This is a genomic window from Aureimonas sp. Leaf454 (assembly GCF_001424685.1).
GTDB lineage: Bacteria > Pseudomonadota > Alphaproteobacteria > Rhizobiales > Rhizobiaceae > Plantimonas.
Genome location: NZ_LMQT01000022.1, coordinates 179,625 through 201,113, shown reverse-complemented (window position 1 = coordinate 201,113; position 21,489 = coordinate 179,625). Strand labels below are relative to the sequence as shown.

20 protein-coding genes are annotated in these 21,489 nt (G+C 68.0%); 13 read left to right on the top strand and 7 right to left on the bottom strand.

Annotated features, from left to right (window positions below; genetic code table 11):
* Nucleotides 1-95: 95 nt before the first annotated feature.
* Nucleotides 96-1,397 carry a TIGR03808 family TAT-translocated repetitive protein gene (locus ASG43_RS17485; protein WP_056507794.1) on the bottom strand — a complete coding sequence of 434 codons (1,302 nt, stop codon included), beginning with the start codon at nucleotides 1,395-1,397 and terminating at the stop codon, nucleotides 96-98.
* A gap of 318 nt (nucleotides 1,398-1,715) precedes the next feature.
* Between ASG43_RS17485 and pqqB the strand changes: the two genes are divergently transcribed.
* Genes pqqB through pqqE form a run of 4 tightly spaced genes read left to right on the top strand, consistent with a single transcriptional unit; the run spans nucleotide 1,716 to nucleotide 4,805 of the window.
* Entirely contained in the window at nucleotides 1,716-2,630 is a 915-nt protein-coding gene (gene pqqB, locus ASG43_RS17480; protein ID WP_056507916.1) for a pyrroloquinoline quinone biosynthesis protein PqqB, read from the top strand.
* Nucleotides 2,627-3,373, top strand: coding sequence for a pyrroloquinoline-quinone synthase PqqC (gene pqqC, locus ASG43_RS17475; protein WP_056507792.1), 747 nt, complete (start codon nucleotides 2,627-2,629; stop codon nucleotides 3,371-3,373). Before pqqB ends, pqqC begins: the two co-directional genes overlap by 4 nt.
* On the top strand, nucleotides 3,370-3,663 hold the full coding sequence (gene pqqD, locus ASG43_RS17470; RefSeq protein WP_056507791.1) for a pyrroloquinoline quinone biosynthesis peptide chaperone PqqD: 294 nt from the start codon (nucleotides 3,370-3,372) through the stop codon (nucleotides 3,661-3,663). The genes pqqC and pqqD overlap by 4 nt, the downstream gene beginning before the upstream one ends.
* A 5-nt stretch (nucleotides 3,664-3,668) precedes the next feature.
* Nucleotides 3,669-4,805, top strand: coding sequence for a pyrroloquinoline quinone biosynthesis protein PqqE (gene pqqE / locus ASG43_RS17465; RefSeq protein WP_056507914.1), 1,137 nt, complete (start codon nucleotides 3,669-3,671; stop codon nucleotides 4,803-4,805).
* A 7-nt stretch (nucleotides 4,806-4,812) separates the two neighbouring features.
* On the opposite strand, the gene ASG43_RS17460 is transcribed toward pqqE, so the two are convergent.
* The 3 genes from ASG43_RS17460 to ASG43_RS17450 form a co-directional block, all read right to left on the bottom strand.
* A complete protein-coding gene (locus ASG43_RS17460) occupies nucleotides 4,813-5,877 on the bottom strand; it encodes a magnesium transporter CorA family protein (RefSeq protein WP_056507789.1) in 1,065 nt (354 codons plus the stop codon).
* Nucleotides 5,878-6,260: 383 nt separating this feature from the next.
* Nucleotides 6,261-7,943 carry a sensor histidine kinase gene (locus ASG43_RS17455; protein WP_056507787.1) on the bottom strand — a complete coding sequence of 561 codons (1,683 nt, stop codon included), beginning with the start codon at nucleotides 7,941-7,943 and terminating at the stop codon, nucleotides 6,261-6,263.
* Between the two features lie 147 nt (nucleotides 7,944-8,090).
* Nucleotides 8,091-8,459, bottom strand: a complete 369-nt coding sequence (locus ASG43_RS17450; protein ID WP_056507785.1) for a hypothetical protein — start codon at nucleotides 8,457-8,459, stop codon at nucleotides 8,091-8,093.
* Nucleotides 8,460-8,688: 229 nt separating this feature from the next.
* On the opposite strand from ASG43_RS17450, the gene ASG43_RS17445 reads away from it, so the two are divergent.
* Both ASG43_RS17445 and ASG43_RS17440 read left to right on the top strand, forming a co-directional pair.
* On the top strand, nucleotides 8,689-10,383 hold the full coding sequence (locus ASG43_RS17445; protein WP_056507783.1) for a helicase HerA-like C-terminal domain-containing protein: 1,695 nt from the start codon (nucleotides 8,689-8,691) through the stop codon (nucleotides 10,381-10,383).
* 87 nt (nucleotides 10,384-10,470) lie between these two features.
* Nucleotides 10,471-10,710, top strand: a complete 240-nt coding sequence (locus ASG43_RS17440) for a TM2 domain-containing protein (protein ID WP_056507782.1) — start codon at nucleotides 10,471-10,473, stop codon at nucleotides 10,708-10,710.
* Between the two features lie 231 nt (nucleotides 10,711-10,941).
* Here the strand turns inward: ASG43_RS17440 and ASG43_RS17435 are convergent, their stop codons facing one another.
* Together ASG43_RS17435 and ASG43_RS17430 are read right to left on the bottom strand one after the other, a co-directional pair.
* The gene (locus tag ASG43_RS17435) at nucleotides 10,942-11,661 is read right to left on the bottom strand and encodes a L,D-transpeptidase (RefSeq protein ID WP_056507780.1); all 720 of its coding nucleotides are present in this window, start codon (nucleotides 11,659-11,661) and stop codon (nucleotides 10,942-10,944) included.
* Nucleotides 11,662-11,849: 188 nt separating this feature from the next.
* The gene (locus ASG43_RS17430; protein ID WP_056507778.1) at nucleotides 11,850-12,512 is read right to left on the bottom strand and encodes a haloacid dehalogenase type II; all 663 of its coding nucleotides are present in this window, start codon (nucleotides 12,510-12,512) and stop codon (nucleotides 11,850-11,852) included.
* 173 nt (nucleotides 12,513-12,685) lie between these two features.
* Between ASG43_RS17430 and ASG43_RS17425 the strand changes: the two genes are divergently transcribed.
* The 4 genes from ASG43_RS17425 to ASG43_RS17410 all read left to right on the top strand — a co-directional run bounded on the left by ASG43_RS17425 (nucleotide 12,686) and on the right by ASG43_RS17410 (nucleotide 15,967).
* Nucleotides 12,686-13,549 carry a branched-chain amino acid aminotransferase gene (locus ASG43_RS17425; protein WP_056507777.1) on the top strand — a complete coding sequence of 288 codons (864 nt, stop codon included), beginning with the start codon at nucleotides 12,686-12,688 and terminating at the stop codon, nucleotides 13,547-13,549.
* A 103-nt stretch (nucleotides 13,550-13,652) separates the two neighbouring features.
* Entirely contained in the window at nucleotides 13,653-14,255 is a 603-nt protein-coding gene (locus ASG43_RS17420) for a superoxide dismutase (RefSeq protein ID WP_056507774.1), read from the top strand.
* 209 nt (nucleotides 14,256-14,464) lie between these two features.
* Entirely contained in the window at nucleotides 14,465-14,923 is a 459-nt protein-coding gene (locus tag ASG43_RS17415) for a cytochrome c (RefSeq protein WP_056507772.1), read from the top strand.
* Between the two features lie 132 nt (nucleotides 14,924-15,055).
* Nucleotides 15,056-15,967, top strand: a complete 912-nt coding sequence (locus tag ASG43_RS17410; RefSeq protein WP_056507769.1) for a cytochrome c — start codon at nucleotides 15,056-15,058, stop codon at nucleotides 15,965-15,967.
* A 43-nt stretch (nucleotides 15,968-16,010) separates the two neighbouring features.
* Here the strand turns inward: ASG43_RS17410 and ASG43_RS17405 are convergent, their stop codons facing one another.
* Nucleotides 16,011-18,140 (bottom strand): S9 family peptidase, encoded by a 2,130-nt coding sequence (locus ASG43_RS17405; protein WP_056507767.1) that lies wholly within the window; start codon nucleotides 18,138-18,140, stop codon nucleotides 16,011-16,013.
* A 259-nt stretch (nucleotides 18,141-18,399) separates the two neighbouring features.
* On the opposite strand from ASG43_RS17405, the gene mbhE reads away from it, so the two are divergent.
* From mbhE to ASG43_RS17390, 3 genes are read left to right on the top strand one after another with little or no spacing between them, the layout of a single operon-like run.
* Nucleotides 18,400-20,688 carry a hydrogen gas-evolving membrane-bound hydrogenase subunit E gene (mbhE, locus tag ASG43_RS17400; protein ID WP_244488145.1) on the top strand — a complete coding sequence of 763 codons (2,289 nt, stop codon included), beginning with the start codon at nucleotides 18,400-18,402 and terminating at the stop codon, nucleotides 20,686-20,688.
* A complete protein-coding gene (locus ASG43_RS17395) occupies nucleotides 20,685-21,110 on the top strand; it encodes an MnhB domain-containing protein (RefSeq protein WP_056507765.1) in 426 nt (141 codons plus the stop codon). Before mbhE ends, ASG43_RS17395 begins: the two co-directional genes overlap by 4 nt.
* On the top strand, nucleotides 21,110-21,487 hold the full coding sequence (locus tag ASG43_RS17390) for a Na+/H+ antiporter subunit C (protein WP_056507764.1): 378 nt from the start codon (nucleotides 21,110-21,112) through the stop codon (nucleotides 21,485-21,487). The genes ASG43_RS17395 and ASG43_RS17390 overlap by 1 nt, the downstream gene beginning before the upstream one ends.
* The last annotated feature ends 2 nt before the right edge of the window (nucleotides 21,488-21,489 follow it).

Here is a 21,489-nt window from a genome sequence, read left to right as displayed (position 1 = left end):
CCGCCGAAGCGATTGGTAGCCGAATTAGCGCGGTCGTACCGTTGCGAAAGACGTTAGGCGGGCATTCGACGCCTCGTCCACGCCAAACTGACGTTTCAGGCCGAATTGCCCAGGAGTTTGACGTGCGGAGGGGTCTCGCCCGGTGTTTCCAGGAGGTCCGCCGTCGAGACCTCGCTCCAGCGAAAGCCGCGGATCGCGCCGTCCCTCGAGCCTGCCACGACGTTGCCGGAGACGATCGCGGTCCCCGAGCCTTCCACCGCCGAGATCGCGATCCCCGTGCCGCAATCCCGCACCACATTGCCCGTCGCCGAGACGTTGCGCAGAAACGGACCCCAGCCGAGCTTTAGTCCGAAGAGCGGAGCGCCCTCGACGACATTGCCGTTGAGAGCCGTGTCGGCCTCCACCGAGATGCCCATGCCGAAGCCCGGCGCGTCGGCGGGATAGGGGCCCGCGCGCCGAAGGTTGCGCACGAGATTGTTCGAGCAGACCGCGAGCCGCCCGCCCTCGTTGAAATTGGCGATGGAAATGCCGATCGCCGCGCCGTCGACGAGATTGCCGGTGATGACGGCCCCGTCGAAGCGGAACTCCGAATAGATCGCGGTCTCGCCGGAGTTCAGGCAGGTGTTGCCCGAGATCGAGACGTTCGAGCCACCGTTGGACCGGATGGCGGAGAAGGCGCAATCCTCCACATGGTTGCCCGAGACGATCGCCGCGTGCGCCCGGAAGACGTTGATGCCGTTGCCGGTCTGGCCCGTGCCGCCCGAATCGGAGCGGATGCGCCGCATGCGGTTGTCGGCGACGAGCGTGCCGTCCGGACCCGGCTCGCTGCGGTGGACGAGGATGCCGCCATGTCCGCAATCCTCGATCACCATGTCGCGGATCGAGAGGCCGGTCGCATCGCGCGACAGGAGGGCGGCAAAGCCGGCGCCCGCGATGCGTCCGTCGGCGACGCGGCCGCCGCAGCGGTGGAGCGCGAGGCCCGATCCCCGAGCGCCGAGGATCGTGCAGCCGGAGATCCGCAGATCGGGGCAATCGGCGACGGCGAGAAGATCGGGACCCTCGCTCGCACCCTCGGACAGGCCGTCGAAAACGATGTCCTCGATCTGCAGCGTCCCGCCGCCGCGAAAGACCCATTCCAGATCGCGGCCGAAGATCCGCGTCGCTCCGCGCGTGCCGGCGAGGCGCGCATTCGGCGGAAGCTCGAGTCGTCCCACGGGATAATCGCCGGGCGGCAGCACGAGCACGCGGTTCCGGGCCGCCGATTCCTCGATCGAGGCCTGAAGTCGGCGCGTCGTCTCGGCCGCGACGGCTGCGTCGATTCGCAGGACGTTGCCGGCGGCGAAGGCGGCGAGACCCTGGAGGAGGCGACGGCGGGTGGTCGGGGCGCTGGAAGGCATCGCACATCCTACAAAAGAAGGACTTGCCAACGCATGAAGGCCGGCGGGCGGCCCTTTGCGCCACCACCTTACAGGAGTTTAATTCCGATCCGCTTTCCCTGAACGGAACAGCGTTGTAGCGTGCGAGTTGGGCACCTACCGACAACGAGCTGGCGAACCACGCCGGCGAACATCTTGGGAGCTACACATGGCCTGGAACAAGCCCGTTCTCGTCGAAGTCTGCGTCGCGATGGAAATCAACGGCTACATGCCGATCGAATTCTGATCGACACCTGATTGTCGACATCGAGTGACAGCCGCGGGCGGGACGACACCCGCCTGCGGCTTCTTGTTTTGGGCTCTGCCGCCGGTGGCGGATATCCCCAGTGGAATTGCCTCTGCGCGGTCTGCAGACTGGCCTGGAACGGCGATCCTCGCGTCGAGCAGCGGAGCCAGTCGTCGATCGCGGCATCTGCGGATGGACGGCATTGGCTCCTGCTCAACGCCTCTCCCGATCTGCGCGGGCAGATCGTCGCCTCCCCGACGCTGGGCGCCGGGGCGCGTGGCAAGGACGGCGAAAGCCGCGCTTCGCCGATTTCAGCGGTGCTCGTCACCAATGGCGACGTCGATCACGTCGCAGGCTTGCTGACGCTTCGCGAAAAGCAGAGATTCGACCTTTACGGAACGCGCGGCGTCCTCGACGTGCTGCAGGCGAACCCGGTGTTTTCGGTTCTCGACCCGGCCGTCGTCGCGTTGAGGCCGATTCGTGCCGGAGAGGTCGCCGAGCCGGTCGAGGGGCTCGAGATCGAGATCTTCGCGGTGCCGGGAAAGGTGCCGCTCTATCTGGAGGCGGGTGAGGTGGAGATCGGTGCGGAGGGCGAGATGACGGTCGGCGTTCGCCTGTCGGCGGGCGGTCGCACGGCCTTCTACATTCCGGGCTGCGCGTCCGTGCCCGATCACCTGCGCGAACGCGTGCGCGGGGCCGACGTGCTCCTCTTCGACGGCACGGTCTTCCACGACGACGAGATGTCGGAGGCGGGCGTCGGGGTGAAGACCGGCCGGCGCATGGGCCATCTCCCGATCGCGGGCGATGGCGGCAGTCTCCACGCCTTCGACGATCTCGGCATCGGCCAGCGGATCTATATCCACATCAACAACACGAACCCGATCCTGGTGGAGGGATCGGTCGAGCGGCAAGCGGTCGAGGCGGCGGGTTGGCGCGTCGCGTCGGACGGGCGGGAGATCGAGCCATGAACGCGATGATGACCTCGGACGACTTCGTGTCCGCGCTGCGCGAGATCGGCGCGACGCGCTACCATCATCTCCATCCGTTCCAGCTGAAGCTCCAGTCGGGCGAGCTGACGAAGACGCAGGTCCAGGCCTGGGCGCTGAACCGCTACTATTATCAGTCCAAGATCCCCGTGAAGGACTCCTACATCCTCGCCCGCATGGAGACCTCGGAGCTGCGGCGCGAATGGCGCGAGCGGATCGTCGATCACGATGGCGACTCGGAGAATCGCGGCGGCATCGAGAAGTGGATCGCGCTCACCGACGGCGTCGGGCTCGACCGCGACTACGTCCTGTCCGGCGAGGGCATCCTGCCCGGCACGCGCTTCGCCGTTGACGCCTATGTCGCCTTCGTGCGCGAACGCTCGCTGCTGGAGGCCATCGCCTCCTCGCTGACCGAACTCTTCTCGCCCGGCATCATCGGCACGCGGGTGCGCGGCATGCTGGCGCACTACGACTTCATCTCGCCGGAGACGCTCGCCTATTTCGACAAGCGTCCGGTCCAGGCCAAGCGCGACAGCGATTTCGCGCTCGACTACTGCATCCGCCACGCCCGCCGGCCGGAGCAGCAGATCGCGGTTCTGGACGCGCTCCGCTTTAAATGCTCCGTGCTCTGGGCCCAGCTGGACGCGCTGGAGCATGCCTATGTCGAACCGGGCAAGCCGCCCTTCGACGTCTGGCAGCCCGGCCTCGGCGGCACCGAACCATGAGCGCGGCGCCGTCCTCCGCCATCGACGATGCCGCCGTTCCGCGGTTTCCGCACGGCGTGCGGTTTCGCGAGGACAAGGCGCGAGGTCGCTTCATCCTCGTCGGGCCGGAGCGCATCTTCAACGCCGACGACGTCGCGACCGAGATCCTCAAGCGCTGCGACGGGCGCAAGAGCTTCGGCGAGATCCTGTTCGAGCTGACCGAGGTCTTCACCGCCGACGCCAGCGTGATTCGGCCGGACGTCGAGAGCTTTCTCGCCGATCTCCGGCAGAAGGGAATGGTGGAGTTGTGAACGAGATCGTCTTCCCGGTCCCCGAGACCGTCGAAAGCACCAGGGTCCCCCCGCCGCCGCCGCTCGGCATTCTTGCGGAACTGACTCATCGCTGCCCGCTGCGCTGCACCTACTGCTCCAATCCCCTGGAACTCGACCAGCGCTCCAGCGAGCTCGATACACAGACCTGGAAACGCGTCTTCGCGGAAGCCGCCGAACTCGGCGTCATCCACATCCACCTGTCCGGCGGAGAGCCGACGGCGCGCAAGGACATCGTCGAACTGACGCGGCACGCCGCGGAGGTCGGCCTCTACACCAACCTCATCACGTCCGGCATCGGCGTCTCCACCGCGACGCTCGACGGCCTCCTCGAAGCCGGTCTCGACCACATCCAGCTTTCGCTCCAGGGTGCCGACGCCGCGGTGACGGAGGCGGTGGGCGGCTATCGCGGCGGCTTCGAACGCAAGGAGGCCTTCGCCGCCGAGGTCGTGAAGCGCGGCTTTCCCCTGACGCTGAACGCCGTCATCCACCGCACCAACATCCATCAGGTTCCGGCGATGATCGAGAAGGCGGTCGCCTTCGGCGCCAAGCGCCTGGAGATCGCCCACACGCAATATTACGGCTGGGCGCTCCGCAACCGGGCGCAGCTGATGCCCGCGCGCGAGGATGTCGACCGCACGATCGCAGAGGTCGAGGCGGCGCGCGAGCGCCTGAAGGGCATTCTCGTCATCGACGCGGTCTTCCCCGATTATTACGCGCGCTATCCCAAGACCTGCAACGGCGGCTGGGGCCAGCGCACCTTCAGCGTCACGCCGGCCGGCCTCGTCCTGCCCTGCCACGCCGCGCAGACGATCCCGCATCTCGACTTTCCCTCGGTCCGGACCCAGTCGCTGGCGGACATCTGGGCGTCCTCGCCGGCCTTCGAGGCCTATCGGGGCACGGACTGGATGCCGGAGCCCTGCCGGTCCTGCGAGCGCAAGGCAGTGGATTTCGGCGGCTGCCGTTGTCAGGCGCTGGCGCTCACCGGCGATGCCAGCGCGACCGACCCGGCCTGCATCAAGTCGCCGATGCACATGACGCTCGGCGAGATCGCCGCGCGCGAGGCTTCCGCCGCCGTCATCCCCGGCGCCGCGGTCTATCGCGGCTTCGGTGGAGCCGTCTAAGCCAGCTTCAGAGCCAGTTCTTGTAGCGGAAGAAGACGAGCGGCAGCACGGCCGAGACGACCATGGCGCCGAGCGCCATGGGATAGCCGTGCGCCCAGTGCAGCTCCGGCATGATCTCGAAGTTCATCCCGTAGATCGAGGCGATGAGCGTCGGCGGCATGAAGCCGACGGCGGCGACCGAGAAGATCTTGATGATCGCGTTCTGCTCGATCGAGATCATGCCGACCGTGGTGTCGAGGAGAAAGGTCGTCTTGTTCGACAGGAACGAGACGAAGTCGTTGAGCGAGGTGATGTCGCGGTTCATCGCCTTGACGCGGAACTTCGCATCCTTGCCCGTCTTGCGGCCTTCCAGCACGAACTGGAGATAGGGCATCATCCGGTCGAGCGTGGCGAGGCTTTCCCGCGTGCGCGAGGCGAGGTCGCCGGCGGCGCCGATCCGGCGGAGCAGTTCCTTGAACTCGTGGCTCGCCACCGGCTTCTTGACCTTCGAGGACGCGAAGATGTCGGTCGCGATATGGTCGAGATCCCCGGCGATCGCTTCGAGCATGTCCGCCACGCGGTCGATCACCGTTTCGAGAAGACCGATCAGCATCGTGTCGGCGGTCGGCACGCGCGAGGCCCCCTTGCCGTTCGGGGCGGCACCCGCCGTGGGGGGCTCCGGCACGTCCGAACCGAGCACGTGGGCGAGGGCGCTCGTTTCCGTCTGGCTCTTGCATAGCTTGGCCGAGTAGATCGCGAAGGATTTCGGCTCGGTGTAGCGAAGGGTGACGAGGCGCGAACCCGTGAGGATGAAGGTCACCGGGGCGAAGGCCGGGCGACCGCTGTCGAGCCCGAAGACCACGGATGCCGTCATGAAGTCCGAACCGTCCTCCGAATAAAGGCGACTGGATACCTCGATCTCGCGCATCTCCTCGCGCGTCGGAACCTCGATCGCGCAGAGGCGCTCGACCGCCTGCTCCTCTTCCTTGGTCGGATTGATGAGATCGATCCAGATCGCATCGGCCGGCACGGCATCCGCGTCGACGCGGTCCCCGCGGATCTGCGCCGCGTCGGCGCGATAGACCTCGATCATGGTTCTGCTCCGAAACGCCGGACGCGGCCGATGCGGCCCGCCGCGGCGCGTCACTGCACCCGCAACGCCCGTTCCGCAAGAGCGGCGGCGCAACGACGCGCGCCGAGCCGATCGGCGCGGCGGCGTGGCGCAAGCCCTTAGGGCCGCGATGTCGGATGCGACGGTCCGGCCCTTGCCCCGGGTGACTCACCTGCCGACACGCCTGCCGACTCGCGAAGGCTGCGCGCCGCAATGGCGCTCCGCCAGGACGTCCGTCGAGATGTCGACGCCGCCCGAGCTGGCCATCGCGCAGGTCCCGGTCTTCGTCGAAGGGTCTCCGGGTGTCGGAGATGGCCGGCACGACGCCCGCTCCGACGAGCCCATTGGCCGAGACGTTCCGGACGTCAGGTCGCCAAAACGGCGTCCCGGGGGGCGATGAGCTGCCAGGTGACGCCGCTCGGAGCATAGCGCATGTCGACCTCGCCGCCGAGACCGCGCGCCGTCATCTTCTGCGTGACGAGCGTTCCGAAGCCCGAACGCTTCGGCTCGACGACGGGCGGCCCGTCGATCTCGCGCCAGGACAGACGGAACGTCTCGTCGAGCTTCCAGCGGATCTCCACGGAACCGCCGGGAACGGACAGGGCGCCGTATTTCGCGGCATTGGTCGCGAGCTCGTGAAGGGCGAGACCGATCGTCTGCGCCGCCGAGGGATTCAGCCGCACCGGCGGGCCGGCGACACCGATCTGATGGCCGGGCCCGACGCCGAAGGCCTGGAGCTGTGTTGCCGCGAGATCGGCCATCCCCGCGGAGTCCCAGCCTTTGCCAGCCAGGAGATCGGCCGAGCGGGCGAGCGAGGCCAGAGCTTCGGAGAGCGTCGCCAGAAACTCGTTCGTGCTGGAGCTTTCCTTGGCGGCGCGCCGCGCGATGGCGCCGATCAGCGCGTACTGGTTCTTGGCGCGATGGCTCATCTCGCGCATGAGGAAGCTGTTCTGCTCCTCCGCGTCGCGCCGGTCGCGCGAGGCCTGCGCCAGCACCTTGGAGACGCCGCCGACCTCCTCGATGACCGTGTGGACGGGCAAGGCCGGCTCGCCGCGGCCGATCGCCTTCGCCTGATCCGCCAGTTTCAGGATCGGAGCGGCCAGTCTGCGGCCGAAGACGATCGCGAGGAGGGCGGAGAAGGACAGGAGCGCGACGCCCATGCCGACGAGAAGAAGCCAGGAACGCTTGATCGGCTGACCGATCACCGCGTTCGGCACCGCCACCGTCGTCGTCCAGCTGGACAGGGCCGAGGTGTAGGAGGCCTCGATGAAGTCGCGGTTCATGCCCTCGCCGAGCGACTCCGCGAGGCTCGGGCTGTCGACGACGTTGCTCGAACTGCGCCGCATCTGCCCGTTGGTCGCCAGGACGGCGGTCACCTTCGAGCCTTGCCCGTCGCGGATGATGGCGCTCCACGTCTCCGGGATGTTTCGAGCGGTGAGGATCGGCGTCAGTTCGGACGTCTCGCGACTGATCGCCAGCACGAAGAGGACGCGATCCCCGCGAAAGACGGGAACGGCGACATGGAAGACGAACGTATCGGCGTCGGGACCGAGAAAGGCGCCGGAGATCTGTGTCCGGCGCGTGGCGAACGCCGCTTCGACGGTCTCGCGATGGTCGAGCGCGGTGCCCGCGGCGCCCGGCCGTTTGGTGTCCACGACGACGCGCAGGGCGGGATCGACGAGGATCGCGCTCGAGCCGGTCGCCTCGAGGGCGGCCTGAGCCCGGTCGTCGAAGATGTCGGTCTCGGCTTCGTCGAGGAACGGAGAGGACGCGAGCACCTTTGCCGACGTGATCATCGCGTAGATCTCGCGATCGATCGCATCGGAGATGATTTCGGCGGTGTCGGCCACTTGTCCCGCCGCGATCGACTTCTGCTGTTCGGAGAACTGGAAGACCAGAAAGGCGCTGAACAGCAGCGCGGGCGTCAGCACGATGAGGGCGAAGCCCATCAGGTGGATGAGGAGCGGCGGCCGCCGCCAGAGGCGCGTCCAGCGCTGCTGGTGCACGCGCCAAGCCCTGGGCCGCGCGAGATCAAGCTCTGCCGTCATTCCGGATCGACCCGCCATTCTACCGCCACGACGCCGGCCCGCGACGGTGGAAGCCGCGGGCCGAAATCGTCACGGACTATAGGTGAGCGGCGACCCCGTTCCAAGATTGCGGCAGGTTCGATCTCGCGATTGGCATCGCTTCGACCGTCAGGAAAACTGCGAAAGTCCGGGAGTCGTCGCGATCACGCGGTCGACGGTTTCCGCACCGGCATGGGCCTTGGCATAGGCGACGAGCTCCGTCGCGACCTGACGGATCTGCCCCATGTCGAGGCCGAGGCCCATCAGTTTGGAGCCGAGCGCCATGATGCCGCCCCCGAAGAAGCTCATGATTCCGCCGCCGGACTCGCCGACGGAATCGATCGCCGCCTGCGCCCCCGGCGTTTCCTCCAGCATCTTGCCGACCGCGGGGTCCGTGCCTTCGGCCTTCATGTAGGCGAGGATGTGCCCGACGGCCTTGCGGGCGTCGTCGGTGGACAGGCCGGTTTCGGCGGCGATGCGGTTGAGTAGTTCGTCCATGAGCGGCTCTGCCTCTTGATCTGGGATGTGGTGGCGCGCCCGTCGTGAAAACGGGCGGTGCCGGAATGTCGGCGGACCATGGCAAACGCCGCCGTGCCGCGCAATCCTCGGGTTCGGCTCCCCCGCGATGCCGGGTGCTTCGGCGCTGCCTGTTCTTCTTGGCCGGCTGCGCGTTATAACGCTCCGACGCCGGTCCGCGGGACGTGGCGTGTGGGGTCCGGGAGGAATCATGCTGGAAGACGGTCGCATTTTTCTGGGCGCCAGCCGAGGCCCGGACGACACGGTGCGCGAGGGCGAATATCTCGATCTGAAGCTCGCCAACCGCCACGGGCTCGTGACGGGCGCGACCGGCACCGGCAAGACCGTGACGCTGCAGATCCTGGCGGAGGGCTTTTCCGAGGCCGGCGTTCCCGTCTTCTGCGCCGACATCAAGGGAGATCTGTCCGGCATCGCCGCGCGGGGCGAGGACAAGGACTTTCTCGTGGCCCGCGCCCGGGAGATCGGTCTCGATCCCTATTATCACGACCTCTATCCCGTGATGTTCTGGGACATTTTCGGTGAAAAGGGCCATCCCGTCCGCGCGACGATCGCGGAAATGGGGCCGCTGCTCCTCTCGCGGCTCATGGGCCTGTCCGAGGCGCAGGAAGGCGTGCTCAACATCGCCTTCAAGATCGCCGACGAGGAGGGAATGCTCCTTCTCGACCTCAAGGACCTCCAGGCGATGCTCGCCCATGTCGGCGAGAATGCCGAGGAGATCGGCCGGCTCTACGGCAATGTCGCCAAGCAGACGGTCGGTTCGATCCAGCGCGCGCTCCTGGTCCTGGAAGGGCAGGGCGCCGCCGAGTTCTTCGGCGAGCCGGCGCTGAAGATCGCCGATCTCATGCGCACCGACCGCGACGGCCGGGGCTATGTGAACGTGCTGGCGGCCGACCGGCTGATGATGAATCCGCGGCTCTATTCCACCTTCCTCCTCTGGCTGATGTCGGAACTCTTCGAGGAACTGCCCGAGGTCGGCGATCCCGAAAAGCCCAAGCTCGTCTTCTTCTTCGATGAGGCGCATCTTCTCTTCGACGGCGCACCGAAGGTTCTGACCGACCGGATCGAGCAGGTCGTCAAGTTGATCCGCTCCAAGGGCGTCGGCATCTACTTCGTGACGCAGAACCCGCTCGACGTGCCCGATGCCGTCCTCGCCCAGCTCGGCAACCGCGTGCAGCATGCGCTGCGCGCCTATACGCCGCGCGAGCAGAAGGCGGTGAAGGTGGCGGCCGAGACCTTCCGGCCCAATCCGGACTTCGACAGTTTCGAAGCGATCACGCAGCTCGGCGTCGGCGAGGCACTGGTCTCGACGCTCGCCAAGGGCGGCGTGCCCTCCGTCGTCCAGCGCACCCTGATCCGTCCGCCGGCCGGCCGGGTCGGTCCGATCTCCGATGCCGAGCGGGCCGAAGTCCGGCGCGCGAGCCCCGTCGCGGGCGATTACGAGACGCGCATCGACGCGCAATCCGCCTACGAGATGCTGGTCGGCCGCGCCGAGGCGCAGCTGTCCCGCGAGGCCGAGCAGGAAAAGGCCGAGGCCGAGGGGCGCGCCCGCGCGCGAAGCGCCGAATCCAGCCGACGCGCCGAGGCGGCGCGTCGCCGGGCCGAAGCGCCGCCGGAACCGGAGCCTTCCCGTGGGGGCGAACGAAGCGGCGAGATCGAGATTGGCGGGTTCCGCCTGCCGGATTTCGGGCTCGGCCGCCGAGACGAGCCCGAGGAGGAGGAGCCCGCCCCTCGTCGCCGCGCGCCGGCCTCACGCGGCCGTTCCTCGGGCTACGAGCGTCAGACCATTACGGAAACGGTGCTGAAGCAGGTCGGCCGGACGGCGGCCTCGACGGTCACCAACGCGATCCTTCGCGGCATTCTGGGAAGCCTCAAGCGCGGTCGGTGAACTCCGAGCTCGTCCTGGCCCTCGCGTCTCGCGCTTCGGCTTCCCATATGAAGCCGGACCAAAACCTTCGACAGGAGAACGGACGAGATGCGATCGGGACTTGCGGCCTATCTGACCTGGTGCCTCTGCTTCGTCGGTTTCTGCGGCCTTCACCGCTTCTATCTCGGCCGCCCCTGGACGGGCCTCCTCTGGCTCCTGACCTTCGGCCTTCTCGGCATCGGCCAGATCGTCGATCTCTTCCTCATCCCCGGCATGTTGCGCGAGGGTGCGACCGAGCGTCGGCTCGACCGGATGGAGGCGGAGTATCGGACGCTTCGGCGGTCGTGAGCATCGACGGAGAGGTCGGACCGATCGGCGTCTGGCCGTTGGGGAGCCACGCCGGCCGGCGGTGACGACGGAAGAGCGGTTCGGCAAGAGCCGCGTCTCATCCGGACGGGCGGCAGCCATGGAGCCCGCGACGCGGAGCCGTCTTCGCCCCTGGTGGGGAGACGAAGACGGCGCGCCAAGTCACGTCGTCAAGGTCCGATCCGGTTCCGGCTTTGTCGGCCGGACCCTGGATCAGACCATGCCCGACTGCAGAACCACGACCTTCGAGCCGTTCGGCACACGGTCGTAGAGGTCGATGATGTCGTGATTCATGAAGCGCACGCAGCCCGACGAGACGGCCTTGCCGATCGTCCAGTATTCCGGCGTTCCGTGCAGGCGATAGAGCGTGTCCTGCCCATTCTGGAACAGGTAGAGCGCGCGGGCGCCGAGCGGGTTCTTCAGCCCCGGCTGCTGCCCGCCGTTGCGATAGATCTCGAGCTCGGGCTGGCGGTCGATCATTTCGGCCGGCGGCGTCCAGGTCGGCCACTTGCGCTTCCACTGCATCACGGCGTCGCCGGACCAGGAGAAACCCTGACGCCCGATCCCGACGCCGTAGCGCATGGCGCGTCCGCCGCCCTGCGTGAAATAGGCGAAGCGGTTCTGCGTGTCGATCACGACCGTGCCGGGCGCCATGCCCGTGGGATCGGCGACCTCCTGGCGATAGAATTGCGGCGGCACGCGCTTCAGGTCGATGCCGGGGATGAGATAGCCCTCGTCCTCGATCGGCCCGTACATGGAAGCGTAGTCGATCGAGGCGTCGGCATAGCCGCCGTCGCCGGGATAACCGGCGCCGTCGACGAGGATCGCCCGGCGTCCGCCGGTCGAGCAGCCGGCGAGGAGAGCGGTTGCGCCCAGCCCCAGGCCGGCGAGGATCTGGCGGCGCGAAAGCCTGCGGTCTGCGATGTCGGTCATGTCCAGCCTAAAGAAGTGTCAAAGCCCGGCCTCTTTGCGGGCCGCGGCAACGCCGCCGGTCTCGTTGCAGAACATGGCCATAGCGGGTTCGTTCCCGGACGAGGGGTGATCGGTGGGTCTACCGTGTCGTCCTGGCAACAGAGGGTGAAGAGAGGGTTAAGGCGGGTCGTGCCCGGGCCGGCGGAGCGTCAGCCCAGCGTCGGCAATCCCTTGAGGTCGGGCAGGATCGCGTTCGGCGGGAGATCGCGATACTCGTCCGGCTCGCCGCTCCGATTGATCCAGACCGTCGAGAAGCCGAACCGGGTCGCGCCCGCGATATCCCAGCGGTTGGAGGACTGGAACGAAACCGCCGAGGGATAGAGACGGAAGGCGGTGGTCGCGAGTTCGTAGATCTCCGGCGCGGTCTTGAACGTCCCGGCATCCTCGGCCGAGAAGACGCGGTCGATCAGCGTGTCGAGCTTGGCCGAACGGATCGCGCGCTCCAGCATCGCATGCGAGCCGTTGGACAGGATCGCGAGCCGCGCGCCGCCGTCCTTCAGCGCCCGCAGGACGCCGGGCACCTCCTCGAACGTGTCGAGATCGCGATAGGCCTCGAGAAGTCCGTCGCGCATCGAGGTCTCGGCGGCCGGGACCTTGGCGATGGCGAAATCGAGCGCATCCTCGGTGAGGCGCCAGAAGTCGCGCGAGCGATCCTTCATCAGCGATCGGATCCAGGAATATTCCAGCTGCTTGCGCCGCCAGATCTCGGCGAGCTTGGCGCCGTCCTCGCCGAGATGGGCCGCGATGCGGGCGACGGCGGCGGAGGTGTCGAAGAGCGTGCCATAGGCGTCGAAGACGTAGAGCGAGGGCAAGGATCGATATTCCCCGATTGGGTCGCAGCAGGTTGGTCCCGTGTCTTATCGCGATTGCGGGCGAGGGGAAGGGGCCTTGATGCCGCCGGGCCCTTTCCGAGCCGGCGCTGGAATGCCAAGAGGGTGGATCATCCGGCGGCGGCTTCGTCGCAGCGCGAAAGGACCAGACCACCATGGCCACGGACATCAGCCGCACCGTCACCTTCGTCGACGGTTCTTGGGTGGAGGGCAATCCGGGCCTCGTCGGCCCGCGCAGCCACGCCATGTGGCTCGGCTCCAGCGTCTTCGACGGCGCGCGCTGGTTCGACGGTCTCGCCCCCGATCTCGACCTCCATGCCGAACGCGTCAACCGGTCCGCGCTCGCCCTCGGCCTCGCCGCGACGGTTTCGGCCGCCGACATCGTGCGGCTCGCCAAGGACGGCCTCCAGCGCTTCGACGGGACGACAGCGGTCTACATAAGGCCGATGTACTGGGCCGAGGAGGGCGGCTACATGGGCGTGCCGGCCGATGCCGGTTCGACGCGCTTCTGCCTGTGCCTCTACGAATCGCCGATGATCTCGCCGTCGGGCTTCACGCTCGGCCTGTCGCCCTTCCGTCGTCCGACGCCGGAATCGGCGCCGACCGCGGCCAAGGCGGGCTGCCTCTATCCCAACAGCGGTCGCGCGATCCTCGAGGCCAAGGCGCGCGGCTTCGACAACGCGCTTCTCCTCGACGCGGTCGGCAACGTCGCGGAGACCGGAACGTCGAACGTCTTCATGGCCAAGGGCGGCGTGGTCTACACGCCGATCCCGAACGGCACCTTTCTCAACGGCATCACACGCCAGCGCGTCATCGCCCTCCTGCGGGCGGACGGTGTCGAAGTCATCGAGAAGAGCCTGACCGTTTCCGACTTCCTGACCGCCGACGAGGTCTTCTCGACGGGCAATCATTCCAAGGTCGTGCCGGTCACCGGCTTCGAAGGATCGAGCTTCCAGCCCGGCCGCTTCTACGAGCAGGCGCGTGCGTCCTACATGGCCTTCGCCCGGGCTCACGCATAGCTTTCGCCAAACCGCGCCCTATCTGACCCGGCGCAATTCCAGCGAGGCCCGGCCGCAGTGTGGCGGCAAGGTCCCGCGAACCCGAACGAAGGAGACGACGACCATGGCGTTCACGCTTCCCCCGCTGCCCTACGACTACACGGCGCTTCAGCCCTACATGTCGAAGGAGACGCTGGAGTTCCACCACGACAAGCATCACAACGCCTATGTCGAGATGGGCAACAAGCTCGCCGCCGAAGCCGGTCTCGGCGATGCGTCGGTCGAAGAGGTCGTCAAGCAGTCCTTCGGCAAGAACCAGCCGCTCTTCAACAATGCCGGCCAGCATTACAACCACATCCACTTCTGGCAGTGGATGAAGCCGAACGGCGGCGGCAAGAGCCTGCCCGGCAAGCTGCAGACCGCGATCGACAGCGATCTCGGCGGCTACGACAAGTTCCGCACCGACTTCATCGAGGCCGGCAAGGGTCAGTTCGGCTCCGGCTGGGCCTGGCTCGCGGTCAAGGACGGCAAGCTGCAGATCATGAAGACGCCGAACGGCGAGAACCCGCTCGTGCACGGCGCCGCGCCCGTGCTCGGCGTCGATGTCTGGGAGCATTCCTATTACATCGACTACCGCAACGCCCGTCCGAAATACCTCGAGGCCTTCGTCGACAACCTGATCAATTGGGATCATGTGCTCGAAATGTACGAAGACGCCACGAAGTAAGACGTCGAAGGACGGTTTGTCCGTTTCGAAGGCCCCGCGTCTCCTGGCGTCGGGGCCTTTTTCGTCGCTGCGATCGATTCATGCTGTCACGGCGAGTTGAGAGCGGTTCCAGATTGCCCGGGACCGCGTTCTGCCCTCCATTAGGGGGGAGACCCCGCGCCGGCCTCCCATCACCGGATGTTCGGGCGCGCTCTCTTGGGAGACGATTCATGAAGACCAGGATCTGGGGCCTCGCCGCCCTTCTTTTCGCCACCGCGACCCTGCCGCTCGCTGTGCCGGCGCTTGCGCAGAACATCGACGCGGTCAAGGCCCGGCAGGCCGCTATGAAGACGATCGGAAAGTCCGCCAAGACCGCCGGCGGATACCTCAAGGGCGAGACCGAGTTCGACGCCGCCAAGGCCGCCGAACTCTTCGTCACGATGAAGGAGAACGCCGTCACCTTCTCGAAGAACGTGCCCGAGGATTCCAAGACGGGCAACGACACCGAGGCCTCGCCCGCGATCTGGGAGAAGCCGGAGGCGTTCAAAGCCAAGCTCGTCAAGTTCGAGGGCGACCTCGATGCCGCGATCGCCGCCAAGCCCGCGACGCTCGAGGCCTTCAAGGCGTCGTTCGGCGCGGTCGGCCAGAACTGCAAGAGCTGCCACGAGGAATTCCGCGTCGACAAGTAACCCGCGCCGCCGGCGATCCGGGGCCGGCCGAGAAGGGTCGCCCGGCCTGCCGGCTGCCCGTCCAGCCTCGCATGGCCGCCCGCCGCAGTCTCGCCCGGGCGGCCTTCCCTCGTCGCAAAGAAGGAAGAGCCCATGCGCCGTGCGTTGCTCGCGATCCTCGCTCTCCTCCTTCTCGCCGGTGCCGCCTTCCTGTGGCTGGCGCGACCCCTTCGGCTGGAGGCCTCCGAAATCGCGGCGGAGGGCTCGGGCGATCCCGTCCACGGCGAGCGTCTGTTCTGGACGGGCGGCTGCGTGTCCTGCCACGCTCTGGCGAAGTCGGAAGGGCAGGCGCAGCTTCGGCTCGGCGGCGGCGCGCCGCTGGTCACGAAGTTCGGGACCTTCCACGCTCCGAACATCTCGCCCGATCCGGCGGACGGCATCGGCGGCTGGACGCTGGCCGATTTCGCCAACGCCATGCAGCGCGGCGTCGCGCCGGACGGTGCGGCTCTCTACCCCGCCTTCCCCTACACGTCCTACGCCCGGATGACGAAATCGGACGTCGCCGACCTCTTCGCCTACCTGAAGACGCTTCCCCCCGTATCCGGCGCCGCGCCGCCGAACGATCTGTCCTTTCCCTTCAACATCCGGCAGGGCCTGGGGCTCTGGCAGCGCGTCTTCCTCGATCCGGCGCCGGTCGTCGCCCTTCCGGCCGATACGCCGGCGCAGGTCCTGCGCGGACGCTATCTCGTCGAAGGTCCCGGCCATTGCGGGGAATGCCACACGCCGCGCCTCCTCAGTGGGCTCGGCGGCTTGGACGAGGCAAGGTGGCTGTCGGGCGCAGCGGCGGCGGAGGGCGAGGGCAAGGTCCCCAACATCACGCCGTCCGACGCGGGGCTCGGCGACTGGTCGCAGAGCGACATCGCCTATTATCTCGAAACCGGGTTCACGCCGGATTTCGACAGCGTCGGGGGCGCGATGGTCGAGGTGCAGAGGAACATGGCCAAGCTCCCCGCCGAAGATCGCGAGGCGATCGCCGCCTATCTGAAGGCGGTGCCGGCCCTTTGAGGGCCGGATCGAAACGCCGCCCGACGCGCCGCGTCGGCCGGCGTCAGCCCTTTCCCATCGCCATCAGCGAGAAGGCGTAGATCAGCGCGACCTCCTCCAGCCGGTTGAAGCGGCCGGATGCGCCGCCGTGCCCCGCGCCCATGTTGGTGCGCAGGAGGATGGGATTGGCGTCGGTCTTCAGCGCGCGGAGCCTGGCGACCCATTTGGCGGGCTCCCAATAGGTGACGCGGGGATCGGTCAGGCCGGCGAGCACGAGCATCGGCGGGTAGGCCTTGGCCTCGACATTGTCGTAGGGACTGTAGCCGGCGATGGCGAGGTAGTCGGCCTCCGATGCGATCGGATTGCCCCATTCCGGCCATTCCGGCGGCGTCAGCGGCAACGTGTCGTCGAGCATCGTGTTGAGGACGTCGACGAAGGGAACGACCGCGACCACCGCGCCGAACTTCTCCGGCGCCATATTGGCGATGGCGCCCATCAGCATGCCGCCGGCCGAGCCGCCCTGCGCGACGATCCTCTCGTGCGACGTGTAGCCCTCGGCCACGAGATGGTTCGCCGCCGCGATGAAGTCGTTGAACGTGTTGGTCTTGGCCTGCCGGCGGCCTTCCTCGTACCAGCGAAAGCCCTTGTCCTTGCCGCCGCGGATGTGCGCGGTCGCCCAGACGAAGCCGCGGTCGACGAGCGAGAGCGCGTTCGTGTTGAACGAGGCGGGAATGGTGATGCCGTAGGCGCCGTAGCCGTAGAGCATCAGCGGCGCCGTGCCGTCGAGGGGCGTATCGCGGCGGTAGAGCAGGGAGACGGGCACCGTTTCGCCGTCGGCGGCCGGCGCGAAGACGCGGCGCGTCACGTAGTCGTCGGGATTGTGGCCGGAAGGGACTTCCTGCGTCTTCAGGAGCGTGCGCTCGCGCGTCTCGACGTCGTATTCGAAGGTCTGCGAGGGCGTCGTCATCGAGGAATAGGTGAAGCGGATCGCCGTCGTGTCGTATTCGTAGGTGCCGGACAGGCCGAGCGAATAGGCTTCCTCGTCGAAGGAGACGACATGCTCCTCGCCGTCGGAGAGCCGCTTCACGACGATGCGCGGCAGGCCGTCGCGCCGCTCGAGCCAGATCAGGTGGCGCTTCAGGACGGTGTGCCCGAGGATCAGCCGACCGGGCTCGTGCGGCACGAGGTCGATCCAGTCGCTGCGGCGCGCCGCGTCCGTCGGCGCGACGACGATCTTGAAGTCCTTGGCATCGCCGGCATTGGTGAGGATGTAGAGGGTGCCTTCGCCCTCGTCGACGCTGTACTCGACGCCCGTCTCGCGCTCGGCGAGAAGCCGTGGCTCGGCGGCCGGATTGGAGGCCGGGATCAGCCAGGCCTCGGACGTCTCGTGGTCGTTGATGTGGATGACGACGAACTCGCCGGACTGCGTCTTGTCGACATCCATGAAGAAGCCGGCATCGGTCTCCTCGTAGATCAGGGCATCGTCGGCGGGATCGGAACCGAGGCGGTGGTAGAAGACCCGGCTCGGCCGATGGTTGGCGTCGAGCCGCGTATAGAAGATGCCGCGCGAGCGCGACGACCAGACGGCTCCGCCGCTCGTGTCATCGATGCGATAGGTCGCGTCGACGCCAGTGGACAGGTCGCGCAGCGTCAGCGCGTAATATTCCGAACCCTTGTCGTCGTAGGACCAGGCGATCCAGGCGTGGTCGGTGGAATGGCTGACGCCGCCGAGCGAGAAGTATTCGCGTGCGCCGGCCTCCTTCTCGACGTCGAGGATCACCGTTTCCGACGCATCGTCCCCGCCGCGGGGGCGGCGAACGTAGCGGGGATACTCGGCGCCCTGGCGATAGGACACGCCGTAGGCGAAGGGCCCGTCCGGGGCGGGGACGGAACTGTCGTCCTCCTTGATCCGCCCGCGCATCTCGCCGATCAGCGTCTCCTTCAGGCCCGACGCCGGCGCGAGCATTGCCTCCTGATACGCGTTTTCGGCTTCGAGATGGTCGCGGATGGCGGGATCGAGGATGCTGGTATCCTTGAAGACCTCCTGCCAGTTGGGCGCGCGCAGCCAGGCGTAATCGTCCCGGCGTGTGCGCCCGTGGCGCGTGTCCTCGGTGGGGCGGCGCTCGGCCACCGGCGGCTGCGGGACCGCGGCGTCGGTGTCGTCGGACGGATGGCTCTGGGAGGTGAAGGTCAAGTCGGTTCCGATCGGGCGTCGCGGACCGCAAGGGTCGTCGCAGGATTCCGTGTCCTCGTTCGAGGCAGGCGGCCTCGTGGCCTTTGGATTCTCATAGCGCGCGGGCCGGTGCAAGGGTCACAGCGCCCCCGACTCCGCGCCGTGCCGAACCAGGCTTGCCCGGCGGCGGGATGGCCCCTATGTCCGATCACCTGGGTCATCGCGGGAGGCTGAAGCGCTGCTTTCGACGAATGGCGGATCGGCGCCCCTTTTTCTGGCCTTGGCGCTGCCGTTTCTCGGCGCGATGCTCGCGCCGTTCGCGGTTCGGGCCGCCGGTCGCCCGGCCGGCGCGGCGCTGGCGCTCCTCCCGGCCCTGTCCTTCGCGCTGATCGCCGTGTCCGCCGGATCCGGGACACCGCGTCTCGTCGGGCTCGACTGGATTCCGAGCCTCGGCGTTCGCCTCTCGCTGCGGCTCGACGGTCTGTCCACCCTCTTCTCGCTCCTGGTCACGGGCATCGGCGCGATCATCGTCCTCTATTCGGCGGGCTATCTCGGGACATCGCGACATTTCGCCCGGTTCCTCGGCTTCATCTTCCTGTTCATGGGCGCGATGCTCGGGCTCGTCTTGTCCGACGATCTCGTGACTCTCGCCGTCTTCTGGGAGCTCACCTCGATCGCCTCCTTCCTCCTGATCGGCTTCGATCACGAGCGCGAGGCCTCCCGGCGCGGCGCGATCCAGGCGCTGGTGATCACCGGCGGCGGCGGACTGGCCCTGCTGGCGGCGGCCGTTCTCCTTAGCGAAGGTCTCGGCCTGCGCAGCCTCACCGACGTGCTGGCGGCGGGCGAAGCCATCCGGCAGAGCGAGTTCTACGGGCCGCTCCTGGCGCTCGTCCTCCTCGCCGCCTTCACCAAGTCCGCGCAGGTGCCGTTCCACGTCTGGTTGCCGAACGCGATGGCCGCGCCGACGCCGGTCTCGGCCTATCTCCATTCCGCGACCATGGTGAAGGCCGGCGTGTACCTCCTCCTGCGGCTTCATCCCGCCTTCGGCGGCACCGCGGCCTGGGAGGCCATCCTGCCGCTGTTCGGTGGCGCGACGCTCCTGACGGGCGCGGCGCTGGCCCTGCGCCAGACCGACCTGAAGCTCGTGCTCGCCTATACGACGGTCGGATCGCTGGGCCTGATCGTGATGCTGATCGGTCTCGGCACGCCGGCTGCGATCGAGGCGGCGGTGCTCTACCTCCTCGCCCACGCGCTCTTCAAAGGCGCCCTCTTCACGGTGGCCGGCTCGATCGACCACGGCGCGGGCACCCGCGATCTGCGCGCGCTCGGCGGTCTCGCCCGGGCCATGCCGGTCACGTTCGGAGCCGCGTTGTTCGCGGCCCTGTCCATGGCGGGAATGACGCCCTTTCTCGGCTTCATCGCCAAGGAGGAGGTGTACGCCGCGACGCTCCCTGGTATCGCCGCGACGCTTGCCGCCGTCCTCGGCAATGCCGCCATGGTCGCCGCCGCCGGCCTCGTCGCTCTGCGGCCTTTCATCGGCGACCGGCCGAGCGGCGTGGCGAACGCGCACGAGGGCTCTCCGCTCCTCCTTGCCGCGCCCGTGCTCCTCGCCGTCTGCGGCCTGGTCGCAGGTCTCGGGTCCGCGATCGTGTTTCCCGCTTTGGTCGATCCCATGGCCTCCGCCTCGCTCGGCCGCGAGGTCTCGGTCTCCGCATCGGCGCTTCCGCATCTCGGCATTCCGCTCGCCCTCTCGCTTGCCACGATCGCGCTCGGCATCGGGCTCTATGTCGCCGCCGATCGCGTTCGCGCAGGTCTTGCAAGAGGTCTCGGCCTCGTCGGCTGGGGTCCCGATCGCGGCTTCGACCAGCTTCTCCAGGGTCTGATCCGCGGCGCGGTCGCCTTGACCCGTCGCCTCCAGACCGGCCGGCTCGACGGCTACACCGCCGTCGCCTTCGCCGTCTTCGCCAGCGCCATGCTGGCGCCGCTCGCCCTCGGCGGCGCGCTGCCGGCCTTGCCGAGCCTCGAGGGCATCGGCGTCGCCGCGGCCGGACCGGCCGCGCTTCTCGTCGCCGGCCTCTTCGTCGTGCTTCGCGCGGCGAGCCGCCTCGTCGCGGTGATCGCCCTCGGCATCCAGGGGCTGGCCGTCGCGCTCCTCTTCGCCGCCGTGGGCGCGCCGGATCTCGCCTTCACGCAGATGATGGTGGAGACCCTGTCGGTCGTCATCCTCGTCTTCGTCCTGATGCGCCTCGACCTCGGACCCGACGATCGCCGGGCGCTTCGGCATCGGCTGCGCGACGGGATCGTCGCCGTCGCGGGCGGTCTCGGGCTGACGCTCCTGATCCTTGCGGTCTCGCAGGTGCCCTTCGATGCGACCTTGTCGGATATTTACACGCGCTTCAGCGCGCCGCTCGCCCACGGCCGCAACATCGTGAACGTCATCATCGTCGACTTCCGCGGGCTCGATACGCTGGGCGAGATCGCCGTCGTCCTCGCCGCGGGGCTCGCGATCCTCGGCCTTCTGAACCTGCCCTCGCAGACGAAGCCCGGTCGGCGCAGGAGGCGCGCGTGAACAGTCCGATCTTCCGCGCGGCGAGCCCGCTCGTCGCGGTCCTCCTTTCTCTCGCCGCGATCTTCGTTCTCCTGCGCGGCCACAACGAGCCCGGCGGCGGCTTCATCGGCGGACTTCTCGCCGCCGGCGCCGTCGCGATGCGCGCGCTCGCCGGGGAGGGCGCCGTCATGCGCCGGTCGCTCCGCTTCGAGCCGACCGCCATCGCGGCCTCCGGCCTTCTCGTGGCGGCGCTCGCCGGCCTCGGCGGGCTTCTGGCCGGCCGGCCGCTCTTCACCGGGCTCTGGTGGTTTCCAGCGCTCCTCGGCGGTGATGTCGGCCTGTCCACGCCGCTCGTCTTCGATCTCGGCGTCTTCGCCGTCGTCTTCGGCACCTTCGCCGCGCTGGTCCTGGCGCTGTCCGACCCGGACGGAGGCGAGGACTGATGCAGGCGCTCCTCGCCCTTCTCGCGGGCCTCCTTCTCGCCGCCGCGATCTATCTTCTCCTGTCGCGACACATCGTGCGGGTGCTGATCGGGCTCGTGCTCTTCGGCAATGCCGCGAACCTCACGATCCTCGCCGCCGGCCGCGTGTCCTCGACCCTCCTGCCGCTCGTTCCGGACGGGCTCGACGTGCCGGCCGGGCCGATCGCCAACCCGCTGCCGCAGGCGCTGATCCTCACGGCGATCGTCATCTCCTTCTCCTTTTTCGCGGTGCTGCTCGTGCTCGCCTTTCGCGCCTATCGCGATCTCGGCACGGACGACACGCGGCTGATGCGCGTCGCCGAACCCGAAGGGGAGGGGCCGCCGCCCCTTGGCTACTGAGC

Coding starts and splice junctions, on each gene's coding strand:
- pqqC (WP_056507792.1), top strand. CDS start 2,627: ATGAACGCGATGATGACCTCGGACGACTTCGTGTCCGCGCTGCGCGAG.
- ASG43_RS17450 (WP_056507785.1), bottom strand. CDS start 8,459: ATGGACGAACTACTCAACCGCATCGCCGCCGAAACCGGCCTGTCCACC.
- ASG43_RS17485 (WP_056507794.1), bottom strand. CDS start 1,397: ATGCCTTCCAGCGCCCCGACCACCCGCCGTCGCCTCCTCCAGGGTCTC.
- ASG43_RS17420 (WP_056507774.1), top strand. CDS start 13,653: ATGGCGTTCACGCTTCCCCCGCTGCCCTACGACTACACGGCGCTTCAG.
- pqqD (WP_056507791.1), top strand. CDS start 3,370: ATGAGCGCGGCGCCGTCCTCCGCCATCGACGATGCCGCCGTTCCGCGG.
- ASG43_RS17425 (WP_056507777.1), top strand. CDS start 12,686: ATGGCCACGGACATCAGCCGCACCGTCACCTTCGTCGACGGTTCTTGG.
- ASG43_RS17410 (WP_056507769.1), top strand. CDS start 15,056: ATGCGCCGTGCGTTGCTCGCGATCCTCGCTCTCCTCCTTCTCGCCGGT.
- ASG43_RS17440 (WP_056507782.1), top strand. CDS start 10,471: ATGCGATCGGGACTTGCGGCCTATCTGACCTGGTGCCTCTGCTTCGTC.
- ASG43_RS17390 (WP_056507764.1), top strand. CDS start 21,110: ATGCAGGCGCTCCTCGCCCTTCTCGCGGGCCTCCTTCTCGCCGCCGCG.
- ASG43_RS17460 (WP_056507789.1), bottom strand. CDS start 5,877: ATGATCGAGGTCTATCGCGCCGACGCGGCGCAGATCCGCGGGGACCGC.
- ASG43_RS17435 (WP_056507780.1), bottom strand. CDS start 11,661: ATGACCGACATCGCAGACCGCAGGCTTTCGCGCCGCCAGATCCTCGCC.
- ASG43_RS17455 (WP_056507787.1), bottom strand. CDS start 7,943: ATGACGGCAGAGCTTGATCTCGCGCGGCCCAGGGCTTGGCGCGTGCAC.
- ASG43_RS17445 (WP_056507783.1), top strand. CDS start 8,689: ATGCTGGAAGACGGTCGCATTTTTCTGGGCGCCAGCCGAGGCCCGGAC.
- ASG43_RS17415 (WP_056507772.1), top strand. CDS start 14,465: ATGAAGACCAGGATCTGGGGCCTCGCCGCCCTTCTTTTCGCCACCGCG.